The organism is Corallococcus sp. CA053C, assembly GCF_003611675.1.
GTDB lineage: Bacteria > Myxococcota > Myxococcia > Myxococcales > Myxococcaceae > Corallococcus.
In genome coordinates this window covers 1-24,102 of record NZ_RAWA01000043.1, presented here as the reverse complement: position 1 = coordinate 24,102, position 24,102 = coordinate 1, and the positions used below count along the sequence as shown (strand labels likewise).

Sequence of the window (24,102 nt, the reverse complement as noted above, 5' to 3'; positions counted from 1 at the left end):
GGCCCGACGATGGCACACCCCGGCCGAGCGTCAACGCCGCCCCTGACGCTTTCGCGTGCCCGGACTTCGCGCGAAGCGCTTACAGACCTCCCGCGTCGCGTCGTCGAGCGGAAAGCAGCTCTCGATGCGCAGCTCGTCGAGCGTCACCTGTTGCGGCGCGGAGAACACCGTCACCGTGACGAGGAAGCCGACGCGCAGCTCGCCGCGCTCCAGTCGCACGCGCAGCGTGGGGTGGGCCTCCGTGGAGAAGTCCGGTTGCCTCCAGGCGCGCGGCACCCCGGGAAGGGCGAGCACCCGCTCCAGCACCGGTCCCAGCTTCGCGTCCCCCCGTTGCAGCCGCTCCCGGTGCAGCCTCGCCACCATGCCTCGCGCCAGCGACTCCCAGTCGACGACGAAGGGCCGCATCAACCGCGCGTCGAACAGCAGCGAGTACATGTCCAGGGGCTGTCGCAACGCCTCCGGCTGCGCGACGAAGGCGCCGAAGAGCGTCTGGGCGGCGCGGTTGCTTCGCACGATGGTGCCGTCCAGGGAGAGCACTGTGAGCGGATACGGCTCGTGCTGCGCCATCATCTGGTTCAGGGCCTGGTCGACCTCCGGTGCCATCGCGTCCAGGCCCGGCTCCGCGAACCGGGGCGGGAAGCCCGCGGCCACGAGCGCCTGGTTGTGCTCCCTCAATGGCGCGGCGAGCACCGAGAAGAGCCGCGACACCATCTCCTCGCTCGGCCGGGCACGGCCCGACTCGAGGAAGCTCAGGTGCCGGGCGGAGACGTCCGCCTCCAGCGCGAGCGCGAGTTGAGACAGCCCCCGGCGGCCACGCCAGTAGCGCAACAGCGCGGGGAAGAGCGCGTCGTTCACCGCGGGGAGCGTATCCGCGATGCCAGCGCCGGCAACTACCTGGGGAGGTCATTGAGCCGCCAGCGCCGCAGCGGGCAGGGTGGCCCCATGTCCATGACTCGAAAGACCTTTCTCCTGCTCACGAGCTGCATCGGCTTCGCCGTCGGCACCCTCGCCCTGCTCCTCCCCGAGGCCGTGCTGGCGAGCAAGGGTGTCACTCCCGCGCCCGCCGCCGCCATCTGGGTGCGCGAGGTGGGCGTGCTCCTCCTCGCGCTCGGTGCGGTGGCCTTCCTCGTGCGCCATCATCCGGACTCGCCGACGATGCGGACCCTCCTGCTCGGGAACGCGTGGGTCCACATCGGGTTGTTCCCCATCGAGCTCGCGGCGTGGCACGCGGGCGTCATCACGCGGTTCGGCGGGATTGCTCCCAACTCGCTGGTGCACCTGGTCCTCGCGGCCGGCTTCCTCTTCTTCGCGCGACAGGTCCACACCGCGGACCCGCTGCCTGGCCTGTGACACGCGCTCACACCGGGCGAGTTCGGGCAGGATGGCGCGCATGCTCATGAGCTCCGTGGTGATGGTGGTGTTGCTCGCGGCTCCGACTCCGGCCCCCGCGCCGGCTGCGGCTCCCGCCCAGGCGAAGACGTGGAAGGTGACCGGTTCGGACGTGACGTTCGAGATGTCCCCGAAGGACCTGCGCGCCCTGCGCGGCGGCAAGGAGGTGTTCGGCCTGCGCTCGCGTGAGAAGGACTTCCTCTCCAACTTCGAATCCGAGCCAGACACGGACACGTCCAACTGGGAGGGCTTCGAGTCCTACCGCGTGCTGTCCGTGGTGGGCCCCTGGGTGAGCTACGAGTCCTCCAACTCGGGCTACACCGGCGGCGCCCACCCGTATGCCCACGAGGGCTACGTCACCCGTGACGTGTCGAAGGACACGGGCGGCTTCTCGCTGCTCGCCGCGTTCGGGGAGAAGGAGGTGCTCAAGGCGCTCAAGGCGGACGGCTTCGTGCGCAAGCACATCCAGGATCAGGCCGCGTTCACCAAGGCCCGCACGGTGCAGGCGATGCTGGAGAGCCTGGAGCCCGGTGAGGACTGCGTGGGCTTTTCGTCCGGACTCGACGCGGTGAAGAGCTCCGTGGCGTTCCACCACCTGGAGGCCAACAAGGTTGCCGTGCGCATCGCGTTCAGCTACGACAACGAGGCGTGCCGTGGGAACAAGTTCGTCGTGGGCGTGCTGCTGCCCCTCCCCGTCGCGCTGCGGCCGGCGTTCGAGCGCGCGGCGAAGCGCGAGGAGGGCTTCCTGATGAAGGACGCGAAGGCGGCGGGGGCTCCGACGGTGGAGTTCTCCTGGGAGCCCTCCGACGCCAAGAAGCCCTGAGCGGCTACGTCGCGGAGGCCGGCGCTCCGGGGAGCGTGAACAAGAAGGTGCTGCCCTGGTCGGGTTTGCTCTCCGCCCAGATGCGCCCTCCGTGTGCCTCCACGATGCCCCGGGAGATGTAGAGCCCCAGCCCCAGCCCCCGCCGGTCCTCGCTGCGGGCCTGCCAGAACCGGTCGAACACCACCTCCAGCTGGTGGCTTGGGAGTCCAGGTCCGGTGTCCGCCACGGAGAAGCGGACGTCGGGGTCCACCCGCTCCACCCGCAGCGAGATCCGGCCGCCGCCAGGCGTGAACTTGATGGCGTTGGACAGGAGGTTCGCGAGCACCTGGAGGACCCGCTCATGGTCGAACTTCGCCATCAGCGTGTTCCCGCGCACCTCCACGTCGAGCGTGAGGCCGTGGGCGGCGGCCAGCGGCTGGAACGCCTCGAAAGAGTCCTTCACCAGCGCGGTCGTGTCCTGCAGCGCGGGGGTGACGCGGATATGCCCCGCCTCGATGCTGGCCACATCCACCAGGTCGCCAATCAGCCGGTTCATCCGCGCGGTGAAGCGTTGGATCTTGTCCGCGGCCTGGGTCGCCTTCCGGCCCGCCTCGTCCTCGGTGGCATCCCGCTTGAGCAGGGCCGCCTGCAACGCGATGCCGCCCAGCAGCGTGCGCAGGTCGTGGCTGACCATGCCCATGAAGTGGTCCCGCGTCGCGAGCGCCTCGTCGGAGTACGCGCGCTCCCCGGACAGCCGCAGGTCGGTCTCCGCCCGCTCCAGGTAGAGGAGGGCCGCCAGGGCGAGCATCCGCTCCTCGCGCTCGTCCCGCAGCTCCGCGTCCGCGGTGTCCCGTTCTCCCTGAAGGGTCGCGTCCTCGTGGGCCCGCTCCTGGTCCAGGCTCTCCCGCTCCATGGGCGCCTTATTGCGCGCCTCCCTCGCGTCCGCGGTGTCGCGGGCCGCCTGGAGGGCCTCGTCCGCCTGCTCCCGGGCCTTGTCGATGGCGGCGTCCGAGCCGTCTTCAATCGCGCTCTGCCGCTGGGCGTACTCCTGGTCCGACTTCTCCCGCTCCGTGCGGAGGCCTTCGTCCGTGTGGGCCCGTGGGAGCTTGGGTTTTGCGTCCTGGGTCGCCATGGAGAAGCCTCGGGTGAAGTGCCAACAGCGGGGCAGGGTAGTCCCAATCCGCCCCGCCCGGTCCCCCAAGAGCCCAGAGGTGTTGACCAGCGCTGATCAGGCTGGTCGCTCCACGTGGCCGTCCGCGTGGCGGGCGAAGCGCCCTTCCTCCGGCGCGTGGACGGGCGCGGGGTCCGGCCAGGGCCAGCCACCGAAGCCCGTGCGCTGGTAGTCCGCGAAGGCCTGTTGGATCTCCTGCCGCGAGTTCATCACGAACGGGCCGTACTGGACGACAGGCTCGCCGATGGGGCGCCCCTGGAGCAGGAGCAGCTCCGTCACGTCGGCGCCGTTCTCCAGCGCGACGTCCGCGTCGGCGCGCAGCTCGATGCTGTGCGACGGCGAGATGGCGCGACCGCCCACGCTCAGCGCGGAGCCCTTGAAGAAGTACAGCATGCGGTGCGTGCCCCGCGCCGCCGCGGGCAGCGTCCAGCGCGCGCCCGGCTCCAGCTTGAGCGTCCAGATGGCCACGTCCGATTCCTCGCGCGCGGCCCAGGACTTGGGCGGCGGGGGAGGCGCCTTCACGTCGCCCAGCCGGCCGGCGACCACGGTGATCTCCGTGGCGCGTCCCGCCTCGTCCTTCGCGACGTGCCGGGGGATGACGTGATTCCAGAGCATGGAGAAGTGCGGCGCCACGAGCTTGTTCTCGCGCGGCAGGTTGAGCCAGATCTGGAACAGCTCCACGGGGTTCGGCTGGTCACGCTTGAGCAGCGGAAACATCTCCGAGTGGTTGATGCCACTGCCCGCGGTGAGCCACTGCACGTCACCGCCGCCGAAGCGCGCCGCCGCGCCGAGCGAGTCGGAGTGATCCAACAGCCCGCTGCGCACGACGGTCACCGTCTCGAAGCCGCGGTGCGGGTGCTGCGGGAAGCCGGGCACGACGGTGCCGTGGTACATGCTCCAGCCGTCCCGCCCGCCGAAGTCCTGGCCCAGCTCGCGGCCCGCCAGCGAGGCCTGCGGCCCGAAGCGTTCGTTGCCCGCGGGATAGTGGTCGTCGTGGTGCACGCAGAAGAGGAACGGATCCGGCGTCCGCCACGGCATCCCGAGCGGATCCACGCGGATGATGGTTTCTTGTGACTGTCCCTGCGGCTGACCCATTGCTTGCCCTCCTGCCTTTTCCGGCGCGCGGGATGAACAGGCCGCGGCCGTGCTGACACCCGCCGCCGCGATCAACTTCAGCGCCGCCCTGCGGCTCACTTCGTCCAAGGTCGACCTCGTCGTGGGTGCGGCTTCATCCTAACAACGTGACCTTCACGCCGCTCTGGCGGGTCACCTTTCGTGGCACTTCGCACCGAGCAGGCCCCCAAGGCTGCGCGTCTCTCAAATGGGAGGCGCGGCGGGCGGGCGGTTTGACCGTCCTTCGCGCGGGCCCCTACGCTCCCGCCCGGTCCGCCCGACGGGCGTCTTGAGGGGAGTCCTCCGCCGTGGCGGTCAACATCACCCGATTCCACAACGTGTTCCTCTACCAGTCCCGCGCGACGGTGCCGGAGCTGCTGGAGGACCTGAAGGTCCTGGCGGTACTGGACGCCCGCGCGGAGTCGCAGCGGGTCCTGCTGACGCTGGGCGCGTGGCCCACGCTGATTCCCGGCGTGGCGCTGTCCATCCTGTCGTTCGGCGTGTGGGCCCTTGGCGCGGACTCGGAGTTGGTGACGGCCGCGGGCCTCGTCGGGGCGACGCTCTTCGCCGCTGGCGTCCTCCTGTTCGTCTGGCGCGACTCCCTGAAGCAGCGCGACCTGGACAACCGGCGCTATGGGCTGGCGGAGGTGCTGCTCAAGCGTCTCCAGATTGACCTGGAACCGGACGCGACAGTGCGCCTGAAGCTGGACCTGCGACAGGACGACGTGCGGGAGAAGCGCGTCAATGAGGACATGGTCGGCTGGTGGAACACCCAGTTCTTCGTCGACCCGTGGTTCACGCTGGAGGGCCCGTTGGCGGACGGTTCGGTCGTGCGGATCCACATGGTGGAGCGGCTCCAGAAGCGTGAGCGCTCCAAGACGAGCGCCAGCGGCAGGACGAAGATCAAGACGAAGCGGAAGGGCTCCGCGCGGCTGGAGGTGTCCCTGCGCGTGAAGCCCGAGCGCCACCCCGGGCTGGGCGCGATGAAGGCGCAGGCGACCGCTGCCGCGCGCCTGCCGCCGCGCGTGGAGCTGGAGCGCGTGCGCGTCGCGGCGGACCGGCTGTCGATGCGCGTCCGGCTGGCCCATGACTGGGCGGTCCAGGTGAAGCGGACGCCGGATGACCCGGAGACGCCCGCGTTCTGGAAGCAGGCCCTGGCGAAGGACGACGCGTCGCGCACGGCGACGATGATGCTCCTGAGCCTCTACCAGGTGGTCCACTACGCCCGGCGGCGGGGCAAGCTCCAGGCGGCGCGGGCCCGGCGACAGTCGGTTTGACCTGCCCGGAGGGGACCCCTACGCTCGCGGCCGACCGCAGGACGGTCCCGCTGAAGAAGGCTCCCCACCGTGGCGCTCGACCTCACCGAATTCCAGAAGACCCACGTCTACCGTGCGCAGGACTCCTCCGTGCCCGCGGTGCTGGCGGACCTGGAGGTCGTGGAGCAACTGGACCAGCAGGCCGAGCTGACGCGGCGCAAGCTGTGGATCGGCGCCTGGGTCCTGCTCGGCTGCGGGATCGGCAGCTTCATCCTCCTGCCATTCCTGATGGACGCCCACCCGGACGGTGCGTGGGACGTGTACGGCCCGCTGGTCTCCGGCGTTGGCGTTCTGGACCTCGTCGCGGCCGTGGTGCTGTTCGTCGTGCGCGCGCGTCGGCGCCGGATGGACCTGGACAACCGGCGCTACGGGCTGGTGGCCACGCTGCTCAAGCGCCTCCAGGTGGACCTGGATCCGGATTCGCCCGTGTCGCTGACGCTGGACCTGGCTCCGAACGACGATGCGCACAAGCGCATCCAGCAGGACACCCGGGGTCGGTGGCAGCGCGAGGTCTTCAAGGACGCCTGGCTGGACCTGCAGGCCCGCTTCGCGGACGGCACGTACCTGCGCCTGTCCATGGTGGAGTACCTGCAGAAGCGCAGCCGCACGCAGCGCAACGCCCGCGGCAAGACGAAGACCAAGCGCAAGCAGAAGGGCAAGGCGCTGATGCAGGTGGCCCTGCGCGTGAAGCCGGAGCAATACCCCGGGCTCGCGGACCTGACCGCGCCCGCCCGGAGCGCCGCGCGCCTGCCCCCGGGCATCAAGCTGTCGCGGATCCGCGTGGCCAGGGACCGGCTGGTGATGCGCGCCCTGATGGCCCATGACTGGGTGCTCCTGGCGCCGAAGGCCGCTCCCGCCAAGGCTCCCATCGACAGCCCGCCCCCCGCCGCGAAGGGCAGGGGCACCAGGGCTCCGGTGGGCACGGCGCTGAAGCAGGACGCGTCGCAGACCGCGACGATGATGCTCCTGAGCCTCTACCAGGTGCTCAACTTCTCCAGCTCCCTGCGCAAGCGCGGGGACGCGAAGGCGACTCCATGAAGCTGCGTGTCCTGTTCCTCGTGGGCCTGGGTGTGCTCGCGGCCTCGGCGTGTTCGCAAGGGGGCACTCCCGCCTCGAAGGACAGCGCCGCTCCGGCCACGCAGGGGGCGGCCACCGCCGCGGAGCCGAGGGAACTCGGCACCAAGCTCAAGTTCAAGGACGGCGATGACCGCGAGCGCTTCTCGCTCAAGCCCAAGGACGACGGCGCCAAGCTGGTGGACGGCGAGGACAAGGAGGTCGCGCGCTACAAGTGGAAGGGCGGCGAGCTCAAGGTGTCCGGTCCGGACGACGCGGTGCTGGCGTACGTCACCGGCGGCCCGGACGTGTTCCAGGTGAAGGACGCCGCGCGCGCCACCGTGCGCTACACGTTCGCGCGCGAGGGCTCCGGCTGGAAGCTCACCGACGCCCAGGGCGCCGTCCTCTACACCGTGTCCGCCGAAGGGGTGGGCGCGTCCGTGAAGGGCGCGTCCGGCGCGGAGGAGATCCGCGTGAAGGTGCGCGACGGGAAGCTGTCCCTGCGCGACCCGTCCGGCAACACGGTGCTCGCCACCAAGACGCCGGTGGCCCCCGACGCCGCCGCGTGCCTGGGCTTCGCCGCGCTGGACCTGCCCCTGCGCATGGCCCTGCTCTTCCGCCTCCAGTCCCCCGTGGGCGCCCCGTCGCCCTGAGCCTCCCGCCATGCGCCCATCCTTCCCGTCCGCCGAGCATTGCCTGGAGACGTCCGGCTTCCTCTTCTCCCACCCTTGCGAGCGGGCGGCGGCCACGCAGTGCATGCGCTGCCAGAAGCCGGTGTGCGCGCTGCACATGCGCATGCTCGACGGCGAGGAGACCGTCTGCGTGTCGTGCGCCCGGACCGCGGACAACGGCGACGAGAACCGCGACGCGTCCAGCTCCGACTACGACGAGGACGACCCGAGCTACTACTACGACGACTACGGCTATTACGGCCGGGGCGCGTGGACGACGGCCGGCGGCTCCCACGACAAGAACGACTTCACCGAGGCGGATGGCGAGAGCCTGCGCCGCGAGGACGACGCCTCCTTCGAGGAGGACCTGGGCGGGAGCTGAGCGGCCGTGCGACGTCAGCACTGGCGCCTGTACGCGCTCGGCGGAGGACTGGGGCACCTGACGCGCGCCTCCGCCCTGGCCCGCGCCGCCGTGGCCCGGGGGCACGCGGTGGAGCTGCTCACCAACAGCCCCTTCGCCCCCGGCCTGCCCCTGGAGTCGCTGCTGGGCCCGGGCGCCGTCGTGCACCGGCTGGATGCGCGCCTGGACAAGCCCGCGACGGTGGCGGCGGTGACGGCGTGGCTCACGGCCACACCGTGCGACGTGCTGGTGGTGGACACCTTCCCCCGGGGGCTCGCGGGGGAGCTGGCCGCGCTGCTGCCCACGGTGCGCGCGCCGCGCGTGCTGGTGCACCGCGACCTCAACCCCGTCTACGTGGAGCGCTTCGACGTGGCCCGCGCGGTGGATGCGTTCGACCTGCTCGTCGTGCCCGGCGAGGACGCGCCCTTCGCGCACCACCCGCGCGCGGTGCGGACCGCGCCGTGGCTGCTCCTGGACGCGGACGCCCTGCAGCCCCGCGAGGAGGCCCGGCGGCGGCTGGGGTTGTCCGCGTCCGCTTCACGCCCGCTGGTGGCGGTGCTGGGCTGCGGCCGGCCGGAGGAGGTGGTGGAGGCGGGGGACACGGCGTCCCAACTGCGACGGTCGCTGGACGGGCGGGCGGAGGTGCGGTGGCTCGTCCCCACGGGCGCGGAGACAGCCGGGGCCCTGGCCGTCTGGCCGGCGCTCGCGGTGCTCCCGGGCGTGGACGTGCTGGTGGGGTCGGGCGGCTACAACACGGTGCAGGAGGCGCGGGCCACGGGGACGCCGCTCGCCGCGTGGGCCCGGTCCCGGCTCTACGACCGACAGGCCTTGCGGCTGACCGGTTCGGAGCGCGTGGTGGACGCGGTGGACCTGGAGGCCCGGGTCCAGGCGTTGCTGGAGGAAGCCGGGGCCCCTGAGCGCCCCGCTTCCTACGTGAACGGCGTCCACGCGGCGGTGGAGGCCATCGAGCGTGTCGCGCTCAGTGCTTGAAGCCCTGGTGCCCAGCGGCCGGCTCGATGCCGTGGGCCATGACGAAGTGGTAGAGCACCTGGGGGTCGTCCTTCGGGCCGCCCATCAGCTCCACCAGGAAGTGGCCCTGCTGGGGGTCGGCGTCCGGGTCCGGGGAGATGCTGACCTCGGAGACGTCGCGGCCCACCATCACGAGCTCGCCCACCAGGGACTTGCCCTTGATGAGCTGGAGGACGTGCTGGCGCTCCTCCTCCATCAACATCCAGTGGAAGTCGTCATGGTCGAACAGCGTCATGTCGGCGGAGCCGCACCGCAGGATGCAGTTGGTGTGCTCCTGGATCCAGCGCCAGAAGGCATCGAAGTTCAGGGTGCGGGCCGGTGGGGAGAGCAGATCCATCGGGTGACCTCTTCAAGAAGGGGCGGACGCCCGGGTGACAGGATGCGCGCGGGGTCGCGTGTGCGTGCTGCCTAGCATGGCCGGGCCTCGTGGGGCCGGCTCCTTTTCGCGGAGCGTCCCACAAGGGCCTGCCGGCCGGGGGCACGCGAATCCACGATATCGGACGCTTGTTGCGCTCCTGAGGAAGAGGGCGACATTCAAGGGGGTTGAGGCCGCCCGGAGGGAGGATGCCCCAGCATGAGGATGGACGCCGGTTGGAGGCCCGCGGGGGCCGCGCGATGAGCCTGCGCGCCTTCTTCTCCACCGTGGTGGGCGGCCTGGTGCTGCTCACCCTGGTCTCCGCGTCGTTGCTCGTGGTGTTGACGAGTGCGCTGGAGCGCAAGGCGGCCACCCTGAGCGACTCCGTGGAGGGGGTGCGGCTGGCGGAGGAGCTGGAGGTGGATCTGCTCGTCCATTCCCGCCTCATCGCGGCGCCGGATACGCCCATGGTGGTGGACCCCTCGCGGGGGCGCTCGCCGCAGCAGATTGAGTTCGACCTGCGCCGCCAGCTCAGCGAGCTGCACACGAGCGCTTCCACCGACGAGGAGCGCAAGGTGCTGTCGCAGGTGGAGCACGAGGTGGCCGCCTACCTGGACGCGCAGCGGATGGCGTCCGCCCGGACGGGCAGCGCCGGGATGTATGACGCGCGGGTGGTAGGCCCGCTGGACGCGGCGCTGCGTTCGCTGGAGCACCTCATCCAGATCAACGTGGACCAGGCCCAGGCCGCCCGCCTGCGCGCGACGCGCTGGCACGAGACAGCCAACGTGCTGGGGCTGGTGCTGGGCGTGCTGCTGCTGGCGACGCTGGGGCTGGTGGTCTTCTGGCTGCGCCGCTTCGCGCTGCGCCCGGTGGCGGACCTCCAGCGCGCGATGCGGGCCTTCGGCACGGGGCGCAACCGGGACTCGCGCGCGCCGGAGGAGGGACCGTCGGAGATCCGCGACATGGCCCACACCTTCAACGAGATGGCGGGCAGCCTGGCCCACCAGCAGGAGCAGCAGCTGGCGTTCCTGGCGGGCGTGGCGCACGACCTGCGCAACCCCCTGTCCGCGCTGAAGCTGTCCACGTCGCTGGCCGCTTCCGGCCGCGCGGAGGTCACCCCGGAGCGGATGCAGCGCACGCTGGCGCTGGTGCGCCGGCAGGTGGAGCGGCTGGACCGGATGGTGGGGGACCTGCTGGACGCCACGCGCATCGAGGCGGGCAAGCTGGAGCTGCAGCCGGAGGTGCGCGACACGCGCGAGCTGGCGCGCTCGGTGGTGGAGCTGTACCAGTCCAGCGACTCCGGCCACACGCTGGAGCTGGTGGTGCCCGACGCCGCGGTGTTCGTGCGGGCGGACCCCGCGCGGCTGGAGCAGGTGCTGACCAACCTGGTGAGCAACGCGCTCAAGTACTCCCCCGCGGGCAGCCGCGTGGAGGTGGCCGTGCGGGGGGACGGGGACCACGCGGTGATGGCGGTGTCGGACCAGGGCATCGGCATGTCCCCGGACGAGCTCCAGGGGCTCTTCGTCCCGTTCCAGCGCGCGGGCAACGCGAAGCAGCGGGCTCCCGGCGTGGGGCTGGGGCTGTCGGTGTCGCGCCGGATCATCGAAGCGCACGGCGGCCGCATCGAGGTGGAGAGCCAGCCCGGCCAGGGCTCCGTGTTCCGCGTCCACCTGACGCGGGTGTCCGCCGGACCGCCGGGCCTGCCCGCCCCCGCCGACGACGAGGAACCCGTCGGCGCCGTGCACTGAAGAGGCCCGGCCGGAAGCGGGGCCAACCGTTGCCTGCCGCGCGTCGGCACGGGGCCCGGGCCCGTGGAGGGATGCGCCCGGGCGCGGCAGGGCGTACCTTGCGGCACCTACGTCAGGAGAAGGCTGGATGATGAAGAATTCGCGCCGGGCCGTGTCGCTCGCCGCCCTGCTGGTGCTGGGAGGTTGCGCGGGGCGCACGCAGTCCGCGCCCCCGGTCGCCGCCGCCGAGCCCGTGCAGACCGCGCCCGCTGTCGTCCAGTCCACGGAAGGGGGCTTCAGCGTGGCCTTCTCCGGCCCTGTCACGGAGGAGCGGCGCGTGCAGCCCACGGACGTGGGCGAGGTGACGCTGCACACGTTCATCTCCGCGCGCACGGAGGACGACACCGCCTACTACGTCTCCTACACGGACTTCCCGCCCGCGGCCGTGGCCCAGGTGGATCCGCGCGACGTGGTGGACCGCGCCAGCCAGGGCGCGCTGGAGGCCCTGGGCGCCACGGGCATCTCCGCGAAGCCGCTCCAGATGGAGGGCGGCTTCCCGGGCCAGGAGGTGGGGGGCGTGTCCGGCCCGCGCCGCCTGCGCGGACGCTTCTTCATGGTGGGGCCGCGGCTGTACCAGCAGCTCCTGCTCCACCCGGAAGGCCGTCCGCCCCGGGACGCGGACCGCTTCTTCGATTCGTTCCACCTGGACCCGGCCGTGGCGGGACGGCTGGGCCACGAGACGCGCGGCACCTGAAGCCTCCGGGCCTCGGCCGCGCGCCGCTGTCGTCAGTGCACGGCGTGCACGAACCGGCGCACGCAGGCCACCAGCACGTCGCGGTCGAAGGGCTTCTGGAGCACCTCGCGGATGGCGGGGTGCTTCTCCTCGTTGGCGCTGATGACGACGACGGGCACGTCCGCCAGCGCGGGCCGCTGGTGCAGGATGCCCAGCAGCAGCCAGCCGTCCTTGCGCGGCGTCCACATGTCCAGCAGGGCCAGCGCCGGGGGAGGGTGGGCGTCCAGCCAGGCGAGCGCCTCGGTCCCGCTCGCGGTGGCGGCGACGGTGAAGCCCTCCGCCGACAGGATTTCCACCAGCGCTTCGCGCAGGTCGCTGTCGTCCTCGACGATGAGGAGGGTCGGTGGGGGGCGGCTCATGGAGCCGGAACCCATAGGCCGACGGCGTCCGGGTGGACAGGGAACATCTGCCGGGTGCGACCGGCAGTGCGGGCGGTTTCCTAGGGCTCGTCGAACATGGCCTGGAGCACGCGCCAGGCCTGCTTCACCTGGGGCCCGGTGCGGCACGCCAGGTAGTCGCAGATCTCCGCCACGCCGTCGGAACGCTCCATGTCGAAGGTGTGGAAGAGGGTCTTGAGCGACACGTCCAGGCCCACGGACAGCTTGCCCAGCGTGTCGAGTGATGGAGAGAAGCTGCCGCGCTCGATGCGGCGGATGGCATCCACCGAGAGGTCACTGCGCTCGGCGAGCACTTCCTGCGTCAGCTCACGGCTGTTGCGCATGCGACGCACCTGGTCGCCAAATCGTCGGTGGAGCTTCGTCCACGTTGTCAGTCTGTTTTTTCCCATATTCGCTGCGGAGAATCTGGGGACGTCGCGCGTGGTGTGAAGGGAGCCTGTTCGCCTTTGGACCCTGCATTCGCGAGGGGGCCCGGGAAGCTGTTCTTCCCGGCGGGCCGCCCGGCCGGAAGCGTGAGGTGCTGAACGGAAGCCTTGTCCCCAGGGACAAGCCGGGGTGGCCCGCGGGGCGGCCAGGCACGGGGTAGGGAACATGCGCAGGCCCCCGCTTTCGTCTACGCTTTCGGGCCACATGACGGTTCCCGATGTCTCGCGGGGGCTCTGGCGGGTGCGGCTGCTCGCTGTGCTCGCGGGTGCCCTGCTCCCCGGGTGCGAGTCCCGCACCTCCCCTCACCGGTTCCCCCTGACGACGGCCCCGGCGAAGTCCGCCGCGTTGGACGCCGCGCGCCCGATGCCGGCGCCTCCCGCGCTTCCCACGCCGCCGCTGTCGGACGTGACTCCCGAAGCCCCTCGGCCCGTGGAGACCGCGAAGGTGGACGTGCCCGTGCCTCCGCCCGTGCCCCTCCCGGTCGGCGCCCTGAAGCCCACGGGTGAGCGTGCGCGGCAACTGCATGCGCTGGGCGAGCGGCTGAAGGCGCCCGGGACCGCGGTGGAGGACCCGTGTCTGGAGGCCCGGGACAGCGGGTGTGCGCGCTCCGCGCTGACGCCGTTCTACGCCGCGTTGGATGGGCTGGTGGACGGCGCGCTGAAGGGGCCGGTCGTCATTGGCGCGTTCGGCAACTCGCTCATCGCGGGGGACCGCATCGTGGACGTGGTGCGCGCCGAGCTGGTGGCGGGCTTCGGCGGCGCGGGCCGGGGCGTGCTGCTGGTGGACCGCATGGCGCCGTACGGCGGAAGGTCGCGCACGGCGGCCGTGAGCCAGGGCTGGGAGCCGCGCACGCTGGGCGAGCTGCACGCGCCGCCGCACCCCTTCGGCATCACCGGCGTGTACCACGTGGCCACCGAGGCCCGGGCGCGGGGCCGCTTCAAGCTGGAGGGCGAGCCGCGCGGGACGCTGTGGTGGAAGGACGTGGCGGGCGCGGGCCGGCTCGTGGTGTCCGTGGACGGGGTGATGCTGGCGCGCACGGAGCCCCAGGGCGACGGGACGAGCCGCGCCACGGCCTTCGACGTGCCCCCGGGCGCGAAGTGGCTGGAGGTCGCGGCGGAGGGCAGGGGCGCCATCGTGCAGGGCATGGTGCTCCAGAAGGACGGGCCCGGCATCGTGTTGGACATGCTGGGCGTGCCGTCCGCGGATGCGACGCTGTATGCCCGGCTGGAGGAGGACGCGCTGAAGGCGCAGCTCCAGCAGCGCGACCCGAAGCTGCTGCTCTTCTTCCTGGGCGGCAACGAGTCCAAGCGCCTGGAGTGGAAGCGCACCGACGTGGCCACCGTGCGCCGCGACCTGACCGCGCTGCTGCGCCGCACGCGGGCCGCCGCGCCCGGCAGCGCGTGCCTCGTGGTGGGGCCGATGGACGCGGTGCAGGACTCGCATGCGAAGGGCAAGCCCCTGGCGCAGCGGCCGTTCCTGGAGGCCGCCATCAGCGCCGAGCGCGAGGTGGCGATCTCCGAAGGCTGCGGCTTCTTCAACCTGTTCACCGCGATGGGCGGGGCGGGCTCACTGGTGCGCTTCAATCAGGCGGGGTTCATGCACGACGACCTGGTGCATCCGCGTGGACAGGGGCTGGACCTGCTGGGCCAGCTGGTCGCGGACGCGCTGATCAACGCGTGGGCGGAACAGGGCACCGGGCCGACTCCGGTGCTCACGTCCTCGCGTGAGGAGGAGCAGGTAAAGGCGTCGGGTGATCAGGGCAGCGGGTCGTCCTCGGCGCTCACGTCCTCGCGTGAGGAGGAGCCGACGAAGACGTCCGGTGACGGCGCGGGTCGGGCCGTGGAGGACGTGCGATGAGGCGTCTCTTCGTCGCGCTGTGGTTGATCGTTGGCGCAGGAGTGGGCGCGCCCGCGCTCGCGGTGCCCCAGGCGCCTGTCGCGCCAGCCGTGGCCGAGCCGAAGGCGGGCGAAACCGCCGCGCTTGTGTCTCCGGAGCCCGATGCGAAGGCCGCATCGCCGGAGTCCGCCGCGAAGGCCGCGTCGGAGTTCCCACCGGAGATGGAGCGCGCGCTGGACGCGTTGATGCGCGCGGACCTGAAGCAGGGCCCCACGGCGGGCCTGTCCGTGGGCGTGATGCGAGGCGGCCAGCGCTGGATGCGTGGCTATGGCTTCCGCGACCTGGCGAAGAAGCTGCCCGCCACGGTGCACACCACGTACCGCATGGCCTCCATCACCAAGTCCTTCACGGCGGTGGCGGTGTTGCAGCTCGCGCAGGCGGGCAAGCTGGACCTGGACGCGGACATCCACACGCTGGTGCCCGAGTACCCGGTGAAGCAGTGGTCGGTGACGGTGCGCCAGCTCCTGGGCCACCTGGGCGGCGTGCCCACCTATGACAGCCCGAACGCGGGCAACAACACGAAGCCGGTGACGACGCACGAGGCGATTGGCCTGTTCGCGGACCGTCCGCTCGTGGCGGAGCCGGGCACGCGCTACGTCTACAGCACCTGGGGCTTCAACCTGCTGGGCGCGGCGGTGGAGACGGCCTCGGGCCAGTCCTACCGCGAGTACCTGCGCGACCACGTCTTCGGGCCCGCGAACATGACGCACGCGGATCTGGACGAGATCCACACGCGCGACGCGCAGCAAGCGGTGGGCTACCGCATCCAGGGCACCGCGCTGAAGCCCTCGCGCTTCCTGGATGTGACGAGCCGCTTCGCCGGTGGTGGCACGCGCGCGACGGTGGAGGACCTGCTGGGCTTCGCGCGCGCGATGCTGGACGACACGCTGGTGACGCGCGAGACGATGGGGCGCATGCAGTCGACCATGATGACGCGCGACGGGCGCATCACCGACTACGGCATGGGCTTCGCGACCTATCCGCTCCGGGGCCACTACATCGTGGCGCACGCGGGCGGGCAGCCGGAGACGACGACGCTGCTGGTGGTGCTGCCGGCGGAGGACACCGCCATCGCGCTCGCGACCAACGTGGAGGACGAGGCGAAGCGGCTGCGTCGGCTGTCCCTGCGCCTGATGGAGACGGTGCTGGACGAGGGCGCTCCGGCCCGGACGGGCCACTTCACGGACCCCGTGGACGCGGTGGAGTACGAGGGCCTGGGACGGATGGCCAGCTACGGGCTCGCGTACCACGACTGGGCCACGCGAGGGCCGGGCCGCCTGCCGCCGGAGCAGGACCTGGCGGGCGCGTTCGCGAAGGTGACAGCCCTCTTCGACCGCGCGGCCATCGCCCGCGATCCGCGAGGTGCGATGGAGCGGATCCGCGGCGCGCACGAGCCCCGGGCGGAGTCGCTCTTCATCCGCGTGGGCGCGCACATGGCGGCCACGGTGGAGCGGGTGCTGGGCGCCGAACGGCTGCGCACGTACCGGACGCAGGGCGCGGCGGGCTTCTTCGCGGACTACCTGGCCGCGTGCGAGTCCCTGAAGTGTCCGGAGACGGAGCGCTTCAGCCAGGGCGTGCGGGACGACGTGGCCCGCTTCGTCGCCGGGTGGAAGCGCGCGGAGGTGCCGGCGCTGCGGCGCTCGAGGCTGGACGACGTGAAGGACCCGGAGCGCCTGTGGCCCGCGCTGAAGGAGGCGGCGGCGCGCGCGCCCTCGGTGCGGCCGGACTACACGGAGGAGCTGCTGTCGCTGGCGGACCGGGCGAAGCGCAAGCCGGAGGACCGGATGCGCTGGCTGGAGCGCGCGACGGAGCTGCACCCGGAGTCGATGGACGCGCACCTGGCGCAGGCAGTGGGACTGCTGGAGGCGGACCGGGAAGCCGAAGCCATCCCCCACGTGCGCGAGGCGTTCGAGACGCCAGAGGGCGCGCTGGTGCTCTCGCCCGCGGGCTTCCTGCGCAGGCTGCTGGACACGCGCTCTCCGAAGGTCGCGCGGGGGCTGCTGCGCGCGGCGGTGACGCTGCATCCGGACGCGCCGGAGCTGTGGGACGCGCTGGCGAAGCGTGAGAAGGCCCTGGGGGACCCGGGCGCGGCGAAGGTGGCGCAGGGACGCGCGAAGCGGGCCCGGCAGGTCCGCGCGGCGCAGGAGGCCCGGGCCCCGCGACCCCCGGGAGTCGTGGCACCCGCCGGGAGCACGCCAGCGCCGGACAAGGTGCCCAACGGGAGCACGTCCCCGACGGTGTCCGTGGATCCGGAAGCAGCGCCAGAGCCGTAGAGCGCGCGCGCCCCTCCACGCGGTGCGTGCGTCCCCGTGAGGCTTCATGCCCGGGAGTGCCCGGGCCATGCGAGGATGCGCGGCGATGAAGCCTTCCTGTCCTTCCTGTCAGACCCCCTTCGTTCCCGGTGCGCAGACGTGCGGCGCGTGTGGTGCCGCGCTGCTCATCGCCCCGACGCCCGGGAGCGCCGAGCCCGTCTGCGCGGTGCACCCGCAGTGGCGGAGCGTGGGCACGTGTCCCCGGTGCGGTGCCTTCGCCTGCGCCAGCTGTCTGCGCCAGGGCCCCGAGGGCGTGGTGTGCGCGACCTGCCTCGAGCGCGAACCCCTGGGCCTGCTGCCGTGGGACCAGCGCGAGGAGCTGGGGACGCTCAAGGCCTTCTGGAAGACGTGCGTGGGCATGTTGATGCAGCCCACCAAGACGCTCCAGGGCATCAACCCCGACGCGTCGGTGGGCAGCTCGCTGGGCTTCGTGTTCCTGTCCACGGTCTCGGGCTTCCTGACCACGGGCCTCGTCTACACGGCGCTCATGGGCGTCATCATGGGGCTCGTGCCCGAAGCGGCGGGCGCGCAGGCCGCGGAAGGGGCTCCCAGTCCGCAGAGCATGAAGCTGTGGATGACCGTGGGCATGGCGGTGTGGACGGTGGTGACGCCCTTCTTCGGCGTGGGCATGTCGCTGGTGCACGCGGGCCTGGAGCACCTCATCCTGCGCATGGGCGGGGTGGAGAAGGGCTTCTCGGTGACGCTGCGCGCGTATGCGCTCTCCCAGGCGCCCTACATCGTCGGGTTGATTCCCTTCGTCGCGGTGTATGCCGCGCCCTTCTGGGCCATGGGGCTGCGCGTGGTGACGTACCGTTCGCTGCACCGCACCAGCTGGGGTGCCGCGGGCGCGGGCGCGCTGCTGGTGCCGGTGCTGTCCTGCTGCCTCTGTGGCGGCGGCTACGCGGCCATCATGTTCATGGCGTTCAAGGGCATGACGGGCGGCGAGGGCTGAAGCGTCAGCGCGGCCGGGGAAACACGGTGGTCAGCCACGCGAGCACGGCGCCCACGCGGGCGTTGTGGCGCAGGTCGGGGTGGGTGACGGCCCACAGCTCGCGGGTGGGCAGCCCGGTGGCGCGCGGCAGCAGCGGTTCGAGCCGGGGCTCGTGGGGCGCGAACAGCTCCGGGATGACGGCGAGCCCGTGCCCCGCGGCGCAGGCGGCCATCAGTGTGGTGGTGTTGCTGGCGCGCAGGACCGTGCGGGCCTGGGGCACGTGCTTGTCCAGCCACGCTTCCTGCGCGGTCCCCGCGAGCGTCGCGTCGGGCCGCACCCAGTCGTGCCGCGCCAGCTCCTTCACCGTCGAGGGACGCCCGCGCCGGGCGAGGTACGCCGCGCCGCCGTAGACGCGGAAGGGCATGTCGCACAGCCGCCGCGCCAGCAGCGCGGGTTCACGGGGACGGGACATGCGCAGCGACACGTCCGCCTCGCGGCGAGACAGGTCCAGCACCCGCAGCTCCGCGCGCAGCTCCACCACCAGGTCCGGGTGCCGCGCCCGCAGCTCCACCAGTCGGGGCGCGAGCACGAAGGCCGCCAGCCCGTCGCCCGACGTGATGCGCACCGAACCCGCCACGCGTTGATCCGCGCCGGTCAGCTCCCGCTCCGACGCGAGCACCTCCGCCTCCACGCGCTCCGCATGGGTCCGGAGGCGCAGGCCCGCCTCGGTGGGCACGAGCCCCTCCGGCGTGCGCCGCAGGAGCCGCACCCCCACCGCCGCCTCCAGCGCGGAGAGCCGTCGGCCGATGGTGGTGGGCGCGACGCGCAGCGCCCGTCCGGCCGCCGCGTGGGTGCCATGGCGGTCCACCGCGAGGAAATAGCGCAGGTCATCCCAGGCGAGCATGCCGTGCATTCTCGCACGGCCAGCCTGCATCGACGTTCGTATCCGCAGGCCGGCGCCGGGAGCATCTTTCGCGCCATGAAGACCTACGTGCTGAACCCCGGAAGCGACCTGAGCGCGCTCCAGCTCACGGACAGGCCCCTGCCCGAGCCCGGCCCGCGTGACGTGCTGTTGCGCCTGCGCGCGGTGTCGCTGAACTACCGGGACGTGGCCATCCTGCGCGGGACGTACGGCGGTTTCCCGCGTCCGCTGGTGCCAGTGTCCGACGGCGTGGGCGAGGTGGTGGCGGTGGGCGCGGAGGTCCGGCGCTTCCGCGTGGGGGACCGGGTGATTCCCCTCTACGTCCCGGACTGGGTGCGTGGGCCGCCGAGGGAGGAGACCGCGCGGCGGCGCCTGGGCGGACCGCTGGACGGACTGCTGCGCGAGTACGCGTGCGTGCACGAGGAGGCGGCCATCGCCGCGCCGCCCCACCTGACGGACGCGGAGGCCGCGACGCTGCCCATCGCGGGGGTGACGGCGTGGCACGCGCTCTTCACGCAGGCGCACGTGGGGCCGGGGGACACGGTGGTGGCGCAGGGCACGGGTGGCGTGTCGCTGTTCGTGCTCCAGCTGGCGCGGATGGCGGGCGCGCGCGTCCTCGTCACGTCGCGCGGCGAGGCCAAGCTCGCGCGGGCCCTGGCGCTGGGCGCGTCCGAGGGCATCCACACGGGGACGCATGCGGACTGGGCCGCGCGCGTGCGGGAGCTCACCGGGGGCCTGGGGGCGGACCACGTGGTGGACGTGGCGGGAGGCGAGGGCGTGGCGCGTTCGGTGGAGGCGGTGCGCATGGGAGGGACGGTGACGCTGGTGGGCTTCCTGGACAGCCCGGTGGTGCGCTTCGACCTCCGGCCCGCGCTCAGCAAGGTGGTGCGCCTCCAGGCGGTGTCCACCGGCAGCCGGGACGACCTGGAGGCCCTGGCGAAAGCGCTCACCGTGCACGGTGTGCACCCGGTGGTGGACCGCGTGTTCCCGTTCGCGGAGGCGCCCGCCGCGTTCGCGTTCCTGGAGAGCGGCGCGCAGTTCGGCAAGGTGGTCATCGCCTTCCCCTGAGGTGCGGCGAGTGCCGTGGGGAGGCGGCGGTGGCACCGAGGCGCGCCCGGAGGCCAGACGCATGCGTCCGCGCCAAGCCATCCCAACTCAATCCGTTCAGGGGGGCGGCGCCGAAGCCCGATTTCTCGGCCTCGGCGGTGGTCGCCGCTGACAGAACCTACTTCGGCTGGCTTAGTGCTGTCCGGTGGCGGCCGTAGCACTCTGGGGCACGCGAGGCCCGGGCGCGGGCCAGAAGCGCGCGCCCTGGATGCCGTCGAACGACGCCGCCAATCGCCGCGTGCCCACGTCATAGACGCGCGCCTGCGTCGTGCCCGCGAGGAGCAGCAGGTCTCCGCGCGCCATCGCTCGCACGGGGCTGCGCGCGGGCAGGGCGAGGCCCTGCGGTTCGGCCAGGTGTCCGTCGTCCACCTCCCAGCGCACCGGCATCATGAGCGCGGTCTGCTCCCCCACCGTCTGCCACGCGAAGAGCGGGCCGCCCCGGGACTCCACGCGCGCCCAGCCGCCGAACAGGTCGTGTCCCCGGTCGGGCACCACGGCGTCGAGCCGTGCGGCATCCTGGCTGCCCTCGTCCAGCGCCTGCGCCACCAGCGCATCCGGATCCGCGGACACCGTGGACGACACCAACATCTCCGCGGTGGTGAGCGCGAACACGGCGTCCGCGTCGCCGCGCGTGGCCACCGTCTCGATGCGCTTCCACGCCCCGGCCTCCCACCGGAACGCATGCGCGAGCCCCGCACCTTCCTCCCCCTCCGGGATGGGGATGCGCCGGCCGTCGAAGAGGAAGGACTCCCGCGCGCCGTCCGCGCGACGCACCAGGTCACCGGTGTGCGCGACGAGCGCCACCAGCCGGCCTACCGAGTCGAAGCCCACCGCGCCCGTCTGGCCCTCGTCGGGCAGAAGCTGCGCGGAGGCCTGTCCGGAGCCCAGGTCCACCGTCCACACGCGCCCGGGTCCTCGGGCGCTGCCCCCGGGATCCCGCACGGCCGCGTGCAGCCCATCCGCGCTCCACGCGAGCTGGAGCCCGTCACACGCCGCATCCACCGTGACGAGCGCCCTGCGCCCGCCGTCGGACTCCAGCCGCGACCACGTGCAGCCCGACGGCGCCGCGTCCTGGAGCACCGAGAGCGAGAACGGCGCCACCTTCACCGGCGCCGCCACCACCGGAGGGACGGCGGGAGGCGCGGCCGGGGACGGCTCCGGGGGCTTCTGGCAGGCGCTCATGAGGAGCACGGCGCTGACGAGGCACGAGGTGCGGACCATGGTTGTGACCCTCTCGGAAAAAGTCGCCTTCCATGGAATATGGCAGAGCCCCGGGTACGTGCGGAAGACACCGGGCCCCCACATCCGGGAGGCCCCAGGGGAATCTTCAATGCCTGTTCAAAAATGCCTTAGCGCGTCAGTCCTTAAAGAACAGTAAATCTAGATAGCCCTATTGACGGAAGAGAGTGTTTGGCCGTATCCAGAACAGACATCCCTCCGCCTTCCCTGGCGCTCGGGTGACCACGAGCGTCCGCCAGAGGTGTCATATGGTGACTGTCGAGCTGGATATCTTCTCGGGGCGTCCCAATCCGCGGTGGACGTTGTCGGAGCGGGAGGCGCGGCAGCTCACCGAGCGCATCCGCGCGGACCCGTCGCAGCTGCTGCCCTTGAACGCGGAGACGGGAGGCCTGGGCTACCGGGGCTTCATCGTGCGCGCCGAGGACACCGGCATGGCGGACGACTGGAAGCGTCTGGGATTGCCGTCCATGGTGCGGCTGGGCGGCGCGTTCCAGCCGGAGTCGGCGGAGAGCTCGCGGTTCCTGCTGCACACGGCGGAGAGCGCGCGGCTGGACCTGCGGGACCCGGGGCCGGTGTTCGCCGAGGCGGAGAAGGTCATCATCGACTCCCGAGACGTGCAGGGCGTGATGACCATCTGCTATCCGGCGGCGCTGGGCAGCGACACGGACTTCACCTTCTGGAACGGCGCGTCCTACCAGCCGTACAACAACTGCTACAACTTCGCGAGCAACTACCGCACCAACACCTTCGCGCAGCCGGGCCGCGCGGCGGGGTCCATGTACACGGCCATCGACTGCGCCAACGTGGGCGCGGCGGCGCAGCGGGACGGGTGGCTGACGGTGTGCCGGACGGACGCCAACTACAATGTCTGTCTGGTCATCTGGCCGGGCTATGACTATCACTGGTACCGCTTCTGCGCGAACAGCCACTGGTGTCACAAGCCGGGCGGGACGGCCGCGCGCAACACGGACAACAGCGGCCTGCTCATCACCAACCCGGAGACGTGCGACCGCGGCGGCTACACCGTGTTCTGCGGTTACTACCGTGGCTTCAACGTGACGGTGTCGTGAAGCGGGCACCGCGCATCCGACGACTGGCGTGCGGCCTGGGACTCCTGGGAGCCTGGGCCTGCACCACGGGCGGCGCTCCCGCTGACCCCGCGCGTGTGGAGGAGAGACCCATGGCGTCGCGGGCGCAGGCGAGCGTGGACCTGTTCAGTGGGCGCGAGCCGCCCACCTGGGCGCTGGCGCCGGACGAGTCGCGCGCGCTGCGCGAGGCGGTGGAGGCGTTGCCGGTGGGGACGCGGTCCCGGCCCGACGTGGGGCTGGGCTACCGGGGCTTCACGGTGACGTGGGAGGACGGGGCCCGGGCGACGGTCTACCGCGACGTCGTGGAGTACGCGGTGGGCGGGCGCACGCAGGTGCGCGAGGACGCGTCCCGGGCGGTGGAGGAGCGGTTGTTGTTGGGGTCCAGGGCGCACCTGGATCCGGAGCTGTTCACGGCGGTGGCGTCGCAGGTGCAGGCAGCGCAACCCTGATTTTCCAAGCGAAGGAGCGTGTCATGTCAGGAGACTCGAACCGCCGTCACTTCCTCAAGGCGATGGGTTTGACGGCCGTCGCGGCCGTGGTGCCCGTGGGGCTGGGTGTCACCAGCGTGGCGGGGGCCTCCGCCCCGGCGGCGGCGGGTGGAGGCACGGGGGCGCTGGAGCTGTGGTTGCTGGACACGGGCGCCGGGGTGTTGGACGCGGGGCTGTATGGCTCGGCGCGCCAGGGCCTGGTGGCCTCGCTGCAAGCACGGGGCGAGCCGCTGCCGTACTGAGGTCCGTTGTCTGTCTTTCATGACGGAACCATGACGAACCCGGGGAGACGTCAGGACCCTCGGGCGTCGGTGACTCCGTAGGTTGACGGCTTTTGGGGCGGCGCTTGTGAAGCGCCGTCCACGTCAGCCTTTGGAGCCCACCATGTTCCGAGCCTTGCCCCGAATCGCCCCGGTCGCGCTGTGGAGCTGTGCGGCGGTCACCCTGCTCACGGGGGCCGACACGCCAAAGCCTGTCACGCAGTGGGCGGCCTCTCCGGCCGAAGCGGCCCGCGTGGCGAAGGTGGAGGCGGGGCTCGCGCCGGTGACGCTGCCGGGGGAGAAGCCCCAGGCACTGTCCGTCCTGCGTTGGATGGAGCTGTATCGGATTCCGGGCATGAGCATCGCGGTGTTCGACAAGAACGCCCTGGTGTGGGCCCGGACGTATGGGGTGACGCAGGCCGGAGGGTCGGAGCCCGTCACGCTCGACACGCTGTTCCAGGCGGCCTCGGTCAGCAAGCCGGTGACGGCGCTGGCGGCGCTGCGCACGGTGGAGCAGGGCAAGGTGTCGCTCGACACGAACATCAACGAGCACCTGTGTTCGTGGAAGGTGCCGGACAACGCCTTCACGAAGGAGCAGAAGGTGACGCTGCGCCGGCTGCTCAGCCACGGCGCGGGGATGACGGTGCACGGCTTCGAGGGCTACGCGGTGGACGCGCCCCGGCCCACGCTCCAGCAGATCCTCGACGGTGAGATGCCCGCGAACTCCGAACCGGTGCGCGTGGACAGCGTGCCCGGGACGGAGGGCCGCTACAGCGGCGGCGGCTACCTGGTGGTCCAGACGATGCTGATGGACCAGTGGAGGAAGCCGTTCCCGAAGCTGATGAAGGACCTGGTGCTGGAGCCGCTGGGGATGACGCACAGCACGTTCGAACAGCCGCTGCCGCCGGCGCTCGCGGCGCGGGCGGCCGCGGGCACGCGCGCGAGTGGGGAGAGCGTGGAGGGCCGCTGGAAGGTCTACCCGGAGCTGGCGGCGGCCGGGCTGTGGACGACGCCTTCGGATCTGGCGCTGATGATGCTCGAGGTGGCGAAGGCGAGGGCGGGCACGTCGAAGCGGGTGCTGTCGCAGGCGATGACGCAGCAGCTGCTGACGGCGCAGTCGGGGCCGTACGGGCTGGGGTTCGAGTTGGAGGACGCGGGCCGCTTCGGGCATGGCGGCTGGAATGACGGGTTCATGACGACGGTGGTGGGGCTGGGG

Annotated in this window: 25 protein-coding genes; 17 read left to right on the top strand and 8 right to left on the bottom strand. The window is 72.0% G+C overall.

What is annotated here, in order from left to right:
- Positions 1-30: 30 nt before the first annotated feature.
- On the bottom strand, positions 31-855 hold the full coding sequence (locus D7V97_RS08665; RefSeq protein WP_120610133.1) for a helix-turn-helix domain-containing protein: 825 nt from the start codon (positions 853-855) through the stop codon (positions 31-33).
- 87 nt (positions 856-942) lie between these two features.
- Between D7V97_RS08665 and D7V97_RS08660 the strand changes: the two genes are divergently transcribed.
- Both D7V97_RS08660 and D7V97_RS08655 read left to right on the top strand, forming a co-directional pair.
- Positions 943-1,350 (top strand): hypothetical protein, encoded by a 408-nt coding sequence (locus D7V97_RS08660; protein ID WP_120610132.1) that lies wholly within the window; start codon positions 943-945, stop codon positions 1,348-1,350.
- Between the two features lie 40 nt (positions 1,351-1,390).
- A complete protein-coding gene (locus D7V97_RS08655) occupies positions 1,391-2,212 on the top strand; it encodes a DUF4163 domain-containing protein (protein WP_233582588.1) in 822 nt (273 codons plus the stop codon).
- 4 nt (positions 2,213-2,216) lie between these two features.
- Here D7V97_RS08655 and D7V97_RS08650 read toward each other — a convergent pair whose 3' ends face one another.
- Both D7V97_RS08650 and D7V97_RS08645 read right to left on the bottom strand, forming a co-directional pair.
- Positions 2,217-3,323 (bottom strand): sensor histidine kinase KdpD, encoded by a 1,107-nt coding sequence (locus D7V97_RS08650; RefSeq protein WP_120610130.1) that lies wholly within the window; start codon positions 3,321-3,323, stop codon positions 2,217-2,219.
- 96 nt (positions 3,324-3,419) lie between these two features.
- Complete coding sequence (locus D7V97_RS08645; protein WP_120610129.1) at positions 3,420-4,457, bottom strand: pirin family protein; 1,038 nt, start codon at positions 4,455-4,457, stop codon at positions 3,420-3,422.
- A 326-nt stretch (positions 4,458-4,783) separates the two neighbouring features.
- Here D7V97_RS08645 and D7V97_RS08640 point away from each other — a divergent pair, with 326 nt between their 5' ends.
- The 5 genes from D7V97_RS08640 (at position 4,784) to D7V97_RS08620 (ending at position 8,905) form a co-directional block, all read left to right on the top strand.
- Positions 4,784-5,752 carry a hypothetical protein gene (locus tag D7V97_RS08640; protein ID WP_120610128.1) on the top strand — a complete coding sequence of 323 codons (969 nt, stop codon included), beginning with the start codon at positions 4,784-4,786 and terminating at the stop codon, positions 5,750-5,752.
- A 69-nt stretch (positions 5,753-5,821) separates the two neighbouring features.
- On the top strand, positions 5,822-6,829 hold the full coding sequence (locus D7V97_RS08635) for a hypothetical protein (RefSeq protein ID WP_120610127.1): 1,008 nt from the start codon (positions 5,822-5,824) through the stop codon (positions 6,827-6,829).
- On the top strand, positions 6,826-7,497 hold the full coding sequence (locus D7V97_RS08630; protein WP_120610126.1) for a hypothetical protein: 672 nt from the start codon (positions 6,826-6,828) through the stop codon (positions 7,495-7,497). Before D7V97_RS08635 ends, D7V97_RS08630 begins: the two co-directional genes overlap by 4 nt.
- A 10-nt stretch (positions 7,498-7,507) precedes the next feature.
- Positions 7,508-7,897, top strand: coding sequence for a hypothetical protein (locus D7V97_RS08625; protein ID WP_120610125.1), 390 nt, complete (start codon positions 7,508-7,510; stop codon positions 7,895-7,897).
- A 6-nt stretch (positions 7,898-7,903) separates the two neighbouring features.
- Complete coding sequence (locus tag D7V97_RS08620; protein ID WP_120610124.1) at positions 7,904-8,905, top strand: hypothetical protein; 1,002 nt, start codon at positions 7,904-7,906, stop codon at positions 8,903-8,905.
- Here D7V97_RS08620 and D7V97_RS08615 read toward each other — a convergent pair.
- Positions 8,895-9,281 carry a serine/threonine protein kinase gene (locus D7V97_RS08615; RefSeq protein WP_120610123.1) on the bottom strand — a complete coding sequence of 129 codons (387 nt, stop codon included), beginning with the start codon at positions 9,279-9,281 and terminating at the stop codon, positions 8,895-8,897. The genes D7V97_RS08620 and D7V97_RS08615 overlap by 11 nt on opposite strands.
- A gap of 227 nt (positions 9,282-9,508) precedes the next feature.
- Between D7V97_RS08615 and D7V97_RS08610 the strand changes: the two genes are divergently transcribed.
- On the top strand, positions 9,509-11,047 hold the full coding sequence (locus tag D7V97_RS08610) for an ATP-binding protein (RefSeq protein ID WP_368668887.1): 1,539 nt from the start codon (positions 9,509-9,511) through the stop codon (positions 11,045-11,047).
- 127 nt (positions 11,048-11,174) lie between these two features.
- Positions 11,175-11,780, top strand: coding sequence for a hypothetical protein (locus tag D7V97_RS08605; RefSeq protein ID WP_233582587.1), 606 nt, complete (start codon positions 11,175-11,177; stop codon positions 11,778-11,780).
- Positions 11,781-11,812: 32 nt separating this feature from the next.
- Here the strand turns inward: D7V97_RS08605 and D7V97_RS08600 are convergent, their stop codons facing one another.
- Both D7V97_RS08600 and D7V97_RS08595 read right to left on the bottom strand, forming a co-directional pair.
- A complete protein-coding gene (locus tag D7V97_RS08600; protein ID WP_158623317.1) occupies positions 11,813-12,178 on the bottom strand; it encodes a two-component system response regulator in 366 nt (121 codons plus the stop codon).
- An 80-nt stretch (positions 12,179-12,258) separates the two neighbouring features.
- Positions 12,259-12,606 (bottom strand): helix-turn-helix domain-containing protein, encoded by a 348-nt coding sequence (locus D7V97_RS08595; RefSeq protein WP_120610120.1) that lies wholly within the window; start codon positions 12,604-12,606, stop codon positions 12,259-12,261.
- Between the two features lie 241 nt (positions 12,607-12,847).
- Between D7V97_RS08595 and D7V97_RS08590 the strand changes: the two genes are divergently transcribed.
- The 3 genes from D7V97_RS08590 (at position 12,848) to D7V97_RS08580 (ending at position 17,803) form a co-directional block, all read left to right on the top strand.
- A complete protein-coding gene (locus D7V97_RS08590) occupies positions 12,848-14,500 on the top strand; it encodes a GDSL-type esterase/lipase family protein (RefSeq protein ID WP_120610119.1) in 1,653 nt (550 codons plus the stop codon).
- Entirely contained in the window at positions 14,497-16,812 is a 2,316-nt protein-coding gene (locus D7V97_RS08585) for a serine hydrolase (protein ID WP_120610118.1), read from the top strand. The genes D7V97_RS08590 and D7V97_RS08585 overlap by 4 nt, the downstream gene beginning before the upstream one ends.
- An 85-nt stretch (positions 16,813-16,897) precedes the next feature.
- Complete coding sequence (locus tag D7V97_RS08580; protein ID WP_120610117.1) at positions 16,898-17,803, top strand: zinc ribbon domain-containing protein; 906 nt, start codon at positions 16,898-16,900, stop codon at positions 17,801-17,803.
- Between the two features lie 4 nt (positions 17,804-17,807).
- On the opposite strand, the gene D7V97_RS08575 is transcribed toward D7V97_RS08580, so the two are convergent.
- Positions 17,808-18,686, bottom strand: a complete 879-nt coding sequence (locus D7V97_RS08575; protein WP_158623316.1) for a LysR family transcriptional regulator — start codon at positions 18,684-18,686, stop codon at positions 17,808-17,810.
- A gap of 75 nt (positions 18,687-18,761) precedes the next feature.
- Here D7V97_RS08575 and D7V97_RS08570 point away from each other — a divergent pair, with 75 nt between their 5' ends.
- Entirely contained in the window at positions 18,762-19,772 is a 1,011-nt protein-coding gene (locus tag D7V97_RS08570; RefSeq protein ID WP_120610115.1) for an NAD(P)-dependent alcohol dehydrogenase, read from the top strand.
- 171 nt (positions 19,773-19,943) lie between these two features.
- Here D7V97_RS08570 and D7V97_RS08565 read toward each other — a convergent pair whose 3' ends face one another.
- Positions 19,944-21,032, bottom strand: coding sequence for a hypothetical protein (locus tag D7V97_RS08565; protein ID WP_120610114.1), 1,089 nt, complete (start codon positions 21,030-21,032; stop codon positions 19,944-19,946).
- A 266-nt stretch (positions 21,033-21,298) separates the two neighbouring features.
- On the opposite strand from D7V97_RS08565, the gene D7V97_RS08560 reads away from it, so the two are divergent.
- The 4 genes from D7V97_RS08560 to D7V97_RS08545 all read left to right on the top strand — a co-directional run.
- On the top strand, positions 21,299-22,120 hold the full coding sequence (locus D7V97_RS08560) for a hypothetical protein (RefSeq protein WP_120610113.1): 822 nt from the start codon (positions 21,299-21,301) through the stop codon (positions 22,118-22,120).
- A gap of 110 nt (positions 22,121-22,230) precedes the next feature.
- A complete protein-coding gene (locus D7V97_RS08555; protein WP_120610112.1) occupies positions 22,231-22,587 on the top strand; it encodes a hypothetical protein in 357 nt (118 codons plus the stop codon).
- 23 nt (positions 22,588-22,610) lie between these two features.
- Entirely contained in the window at positions 22,611-22,868 is a 258-nt protein-coding gene (locus tag D7V97_RS08550) for a hypothetical protein (RefSeq protein ID WP_120610111.1), read from the top strand.
- A gap of 142 nt (positions 22,869-23,010) precedes the next feature.
- Positions 23,011-24,102 (top strand): serine hydrolase (locus D7V97_RS08545; RefSeq protein ID WP_147444753.1); only part of this gene is annotated, 1,092 nt, incomplete at its 3' end.

Coding starts and splice junctions, on each gene's coding strand:
- D7V97_RS08660 (WP_120610132.1), top strand. CDS start 943: ATGTCCATGACTCGAAAGACCTTTCTCCTGCTCACGAGCTGCATCGGC.
- D7V97_RS08655 (WP_233582588.1), top strand. CDS start 1,391: ATGCTCATGAGCTCCGTGGTGATGGTGGTGTTGCTCGCGGCTCCGACT.
- D7V97_RS08650 (WP_120610130.1), bottom strand. CDS start 3,323: ATGGCGACCCAGGACGCAAAACCCAAGCTCCCACGGGCCCACACGGAC.
- D7V97_RS08645 (WP_120610129.1), bottom strand. CDS start 4,457: ATGGGTCAGCCGCAGGGACAGTCACAAGAAACCATCATCCGCGTGGAT.
- D7V97_RS08630 (WP_120610126.1), top strand. CDS start 6,826: ATGAAGCTGCGTGTCCTGTTCCTCGTGGGCCTGGGTGTGCTCGCGGCC.
- D7V97_RS08625 (WP_120610125.1), top strand. CDS start 7,508: ATGCGCCCATCCTTCCCGTCCGCCGAGCATTGCCTGGAGACGTCCGGC.
- D7V97_RS08615 (WP_120610123.1), bottom strand. CDS start 9,281: ATGGATCTGCTCTCCCCACCGGCCCGCACCCTGAACTTCGATGCCTTC.
- D7V97_RS08610 (WP_368668887.1), top strand. CDS start 9,509: ATGCCCCAGCATGAGGATGGACGCCGGTTGGAGGCCCGCGGGGGCCGC.
- D7V97_RS08605 (WP_233582587.1), top strand. CDS start 11,175: ATGATGAAGAATTCGCGCCGGGCCGTGTCGCTCGCCGCCCTGCTGGTG.
- D7V97_RS08600 (WP_158623317.1), bottom strand. CDS start 12,178: ATGAGCCGCCCCCCACCGACCCTCCTCATCGTCGAGGACGACAGCGAC.
- D7V97_RS08595 (WP_120610120.1), bottom strand. CDS start 12,606: ATGGGAAAAAACAGACTGACAACGTGGACGAAGCTCCACCGACGATTT.
- D7V97_RS08590 (WP_120610119.1), top strand. CDS start 12,848: ATGACGGTTCCCGATGTCTCGCGGGGGCTCTGGCGGGTGCGGCTGCTC.
- D7V97_RS08585 (WP_120610118.1), top strand. CDS start 14,497: ATGAGGCGTCTCTTCGTCGCGCTGTGGTTGATCGTTGGCGCAGGAGTG.
- D7V97_RS08580 (WP_120610117.1), top strand. CDS start 16,898: ATGAAGCCTTCCTGTCCTTCCTGTCAGACCCCCTTCGTTCCCGGTGCG.
- D7V97_RS08575 (WP_158623316.1), bottom strand. CDS start 18,686: ATGCTCGCCTGGGATGACCTGCGCTATTTCCTCGCGGTGGACCGCCAT.
- D7V97_RS08570 (WP_120610115.1), top strand. CDS start 18,762: ATGAAGACCTACGTGCTGAACCCCGGAAGCGACCTGAGCGCGCTCCAG.
- D7V97_RS08565 (WP_120610114.1), bottom strand. CDS start 21,032: ATGGTCCGCACCTCGTGCCTCGTCAGCGCCGTGCTCCTCATGAGCGCC.
- D7V97_RS08560 (WP_120610113.1), top strand. CDS start 21,299: ATGGTGACTGTCGAGCTGGATATCTTCTCGGGGCGTCCCAATCCGCGG.
- D7V97_RS08555 (WP_120610112.1), top strand. CDS start 22,231: ATGGCGTCGCGGGCGCAGGCGAGCGTGGACCTGTTCAGTGGGCGCGAG.
- D7V97_RS08550 (WP_120610111.1), top strand. CDS start 22,611: ATGTCAGGAGACTCGAACCGCCGTCACTTCCTCAAGGCGATGGGTTTG.